This is a genomic window from Priestia sp. SIMBA_032 (genome assembly GCF_046535215.1).
Taxonomy (GTDB): domain Bacteria; phylum Bacillota; class Bacilli; order Bacillales; family Bacillaceae_H; genus Priestia; species Priestia aryabhattai.
The window spans coordinates 1-263 of sequence record NZ_JAWRXD010000874.1; the positions used below are offsets into that span (position 1 = coordinate 1).

Genomic DNA, 263 nt, shown 5'->3' on the forward strand with positions numbered 1-263 from the left:
GCTTCCGCCCCGACGGTGTGCTGCGCATCGAGCGCGATGATTTTCTCCCGTACATCGAGCGTCTTGCCGGGTTAACCGGATCCGAGATCGCCGACTTCGAGAGCCTCGTCGCGGCGATCGACCAGCGCATCGCCTACTTTGACGAGCGCGGCTGTACGGTGTCGGATCAGTCGCTCGAGATCTTCCCGAAGCGCCCGGCAACCGACGCGGAGGCCAACGCGATTCTCGCCCGCCGTCTCGCAGGCGAAGCGCTCACCGATCTC

General features: G+C 65.4%; 1 protein-coding gene. It reads left to right on the forward strand.

Features of this window, described 5'->3' with window-relative positions; genetic code table 11:
* On the forward strand, positions 1-263 hold a 263-nt coding region (locus SB717_RS36815; protein ID WP_410908022.1), incomplete at both ends, for a glucuronate isomerase.